The sequence below is a fragment of the Anthropogastromicrobium sp. genome, from assembly GCF_037349415.1.
Classification (GTDB): Bacteria; Bacillota; Clostridia; order Lachnospirales; family Lachnospiraceae; genus Anthropogastromicrobium; species Anthropogastromicrobium aceti.
The window spans coordinates 1-3,638 of the sequence record NZ_JAXWCK010000008.1 but is presented as its reverse complement, the minus strand read 5'-3'; the positions used below and the strand labels follow the sequence as shown (position 1 = coordinate 3,638).

General features: G+C 39.2%; 3 protein-coding genes. 2 read left to right on the top strand and 1 reads right to left on the bottom strand.

The window, feature by feature from the left end; all coding sequences use genetic code 11:
* Positions 1-171 precede the first annotated feature (171 nt).
* Positions 172-1,374 carry a class I SAM-dependent rRNA methyltransferase gene (locus WJP93_RS00545; protein WP_308731223.1) on the top strand — a complete coding sequence of 401 codons (1,203 nt, stop codon included), beginning with the start codon at positions 172-174 and terminating at the stop codon, positions 1,372-1,374.
* Between the two features lie 60 nt (positions 1,375-1,434).
* Here WJP93_RS00545 and WJP93_RS00540 read toward each other — a convergent pair whose 3' ends face one another.
* Positions 1,435-2,409, bottom strand: a complete 975-nt coding sequence (locus WJP93_RS00540; protein WP_337546249.1) for a diguanylate cyclase — start codon at positions 2,407-2,409, stop codon at positions 1,435-1,437.
* A gap of 271 nt (positions 2,410-2,680) precedes the next feature.
* On the opposite strand from WJP93_RS00540, the gene guaA reads away from it, so the two are divergent.
* A complete protein-coding gene (gene guaA, locus WJP93_RS00535; RefSeq protein WP_334303535.1) occupies positions 2,681-3,637 on the top strand; it encodes a glutamine-hydrolyzing GMP synthase in 957 nt (318 codons plus the stop codon).
* Position 3,638: the final 1 nt, after the last annotated feature.

Sequence of the window (3,638 nt, the reverse complement as noted above, 5' to 3'; positions counted from 1 at the left end):
TAAACCGCGTAATGTACGACTGCACAGGAAAGCCGCCGGCAACAATAGAATTTGAGTAACAAAAAAGCTCTTTACCTATTATTAGAGCGTTAAGTATACCCGTTGGAGAACATGATGTTTTCCAACGGGTTATTTTAAGTCAGTTTGAATTAAGTTCAGAAAGGGGACTTTATGTATAATACTATTGTAACACTTAAAAAAGGCGAAGGCCGAACGATCAAATCTGGCGGTGCCTGGATCTTTGATAATGAAATAGAAACTATTATGGGAAGATTTACAAACGGAGATATTGTGACAGTACATGATTTCGACGGATATCCTATGGGAAATGGTTTTATCAATCAAAATTCTAAAATTCGCATACGTATGATGACTCGCAAAGCAGATCAGGTAATTGATCATGATTTTTTAACAATGCGCGTGAAAAATGCATGGGATTACCGTAAGACAACGGTAGATACTTCATCTTGCCGAATTATTTTTGGTGAAGCAGATTTTCTTCCGGGACTTGTCATTGATAAATATGAAGATGTTCTGGTAGTGGAATGTCTGGCTCTTGGCATGGAAGCTTTTAAAGAAGAAATTGTGGAAATTTTAAAGGAACTTCTTCTAAAAGATGGCATCTTAATCCGCGGAGTCTATGAGCGCAGCGATGCAAACGAGCGCACAAAAGAGGGACTGCCAAAGGTAAAAGGCTTTATCGGGGATGAATTTGACACTACTGTGGAAATTATTGAAAATGGTGTGCATTATCTTGTAGATGTGGCAAATGGTCAGAAAACAGGATTTTTCCTTGATCAGAAATATAATCGTCTTGCTATGCAGCGTATATGCAAAGGCAAAAAGGTATTGGATTGTTTTACCCACATGGGAACATTTGCGTTGAATGCAGGTATTGCCGGTGCAAGTGATGTTACTGGACTTGATATTTCTGAATACGCAGTTTCTCAGGCAGAAGCCAATGCACGCTTAAACGGACTTCAGGATACAGTTCACTTTCGCTGCGCGAATGTGTTAGATGAATTACCAAAACTTGCTGCAGCAGGCGAAAAATATGACGTAGTTATTCTTGATCCGCCTGCTTTCACAAAATCAAGAGAAGCTACTAAGAATGCAATCAAAGGATATCGTGAAATCAACATGAAGGGACTTAAGCTTGTAAAAGACGGTGGCTATTTGGCTACTTGTTCCTGCTCTCATTTCATGACACAGGAGCTGCTAGCAAAAACCGTAAAAGAAGCAGCAAAAGCAACCCATAAAAGACTTCGTCAGGTGGAATTTCGCACACAGGCTCCAGACCATCCGATTCTGTGGGCAGCTGATGAAAGCTATTATCTAAAGTTCTTCATTTTCCAGGTGGTGGAGGAGAAATGAGCCATTGGGGACAGGAACGGTGGATTTTTACCTGTCCCCGATGGCTCGCCATCGTCTTATTTATTCTGAAAATTTATCACCGTAATGAATATGCATGTCTTCCCAGTCAGTAAATAATACATAGAATACTCGACCGTATTGTTGACTATTTACGATTCTTCCATGATCAAGTACAGAAAGATAAGAGCCGTCAGCTTTTCGAAGATGAAAGTGAATATAATCATTTTCGTTGCCGCTGTCAATTTGTTCCCAAATGCTTGATTCTATCTTTTGCTGTTCATCTTCCCTAATCAGGTTGCGAAAGCTTTTTTTGGCAAGCCTAAATAGTTCATCCATATTTTTATAGCCTGTCATGCGAAGAAACTCGTGGTTTGCATAAAATAGCTCGTCATCAGTTTTGTCAGCTCTGTATATAATAAAAGCGCCCGGAAGATGTTCGGAGATATCCTTGAGGGCAAATCCAAGTTGTTTGCGAGCACCTAACTGAAGACCATTTCTATAAGCCATGCATCCATTTTTTCCATGAAGTTTTATCTCATAAAGAGCAGCATCTGCACAGCGCATGAGCTGAGAACGGTTTGAAGCAAAGGCTGGATATTCAGCATATCCGAGCGAAATATAAAATTGATATTCCTTTCCATTGCATGAAAATACCTTTGGAATTTTTACAAATTGCTGCAATTGTTCTTTTACATCGTCATATGTGCAATTAGGCAGAAAAATACAGAACTCATCACCACCGTTTCTTCCTAGTAATGCATTAGATGGAAAAAAGTTTTTCATACTATCAGCAAGATTTTTTAAAGCTTTGTCGCCGTAGGCATGTCCATAGATATCATTGATAAATTTAAAGTCATCTATGTCAAAGAGTGCGACTACAAAATGTGACTTTGGATTTTTTGCAATCATTTTTTCCGCTAATTCATCAAATCCATAACGATTGTAAATATTGGTAAGAGAATCCATGTGTGCCAGAGCTTGAAATTTGTTTTTATTTTTTTTCGATGATAACCATACCCAGGTAAGACATGACATAATCAATACGATAGAAGTAAAAAATCCAATGATAGCACGAAAATTGATGGTGTCAAGAGTTTTAGTTACGGTTCACGCGTCTTGCTAGATCTGGACAAATTTCATGCTTACATGAAAATTTGTTTTTCTTAAATAAAGGTTGTCAAATATTTTTGTATTAGGTATAATGAAATAGTTAAATGGCATCGGAAAAATCAGTAAGTCCAAAATTAAGGAAAAGAATAAGGAGGAGTTTAATATGAATGTTACTAAAATCAGACGTCCAGCTGACATGGAGAGAATTACAACGCCAAAGCTTGCCAAGGCTTTTATTGAGGAGCAGGTTGCGCTGATTAAAGAGCAGGTGGGAGATAAGAAGGTTCTTCTTGCACTTTCTGGTGGAGTTGATTCATCTGTTGTTGCAGCACTTTTAATTAAAGCAATTGGTCAGCAGCTTGTATGTGTTCATGTTAATCATGGTCTGCTTCGCAAGGGTGAGCCAGAGCAGGTAATTGAAGTGTTCCGTAATCAGATGAATGCAAATCTGGTTTATGTTGATGCAACAGATCGTTTCCTTGATAAATTAGCAGGAGTTGATGATCCTGAGAAGAAGAGAAAAATTATTGGCGGAGAATTCATTGAAGTATTTGCTGAAGAGGCAAGAAAGCTTGACGGAATTGAATTCTTAGCACAGGGTACAATTTGGCCGGATATTCTTGAGTCAGAAGAAGGCATTAAGGCACACCACAATGCAGGCGGACTTCCGGAAGATATGGATTTTGAGCTTGTAGAGCCAGTTAGAATCCTTTTCAAAGATGAGGTTCGTGTTGTTGGTGACGAACTTGGTCTGCCTCACGATATGGTTTATCGTCAGCCATTCCCAGGACCGGGACTTGGTGTTCGTTGTCCAGGAGCTATTACACGTGATCGTCTTGAAGCAGTGCGCGAGTCTGATGCAATTCTTCGTGAGGAGTTTGACAAGAACGGACTTGCAGGAAAAATCTGGCAGTATTTCACCGTTGTTCCAGAATTTAGATCAACAGGAATTAAAAACGGAAAGCGTGCTTTCGAGTGGTGCTGTATTGTACGTGCAGTATGTTCAACTGATGTTATGACAGCAACAGCTGCTGAGATTCCACATGAAGTGATGGTTCATATTACAGATCGTATCACACATGAAGTTGCAGGAATCAATCGTGTTCTGTATGATTTTACACCAAAGCCTACAGGAACAGTCGAGTTTGAATAAA

What these genes read in the sequence shown, in the direction of transcription:
- WJP93_RS00545 (WP_308731223.1), top strand. Translation starts at nt 172, where the DNA reads ATGTATAATACTATTGTAACACTTAAAAAAGGCGAAGGCCGAACGATC.
- WJP93_RS00540 (WP_337546249.1), bottom strand. Translation starts at nt 2,409, where the DNA reads ATGTCATGTCTTACCTGGGTATGGTTATCATCGAAAAAAAATAAAAAC.
- guaA (WP_334303535.1), top strand. Translation starts at nt 2,681, where the DNA reads ATGGAGAGAATTACAACGCCAAAGCTTGCCAAGGCTTTTATTGAGGAG.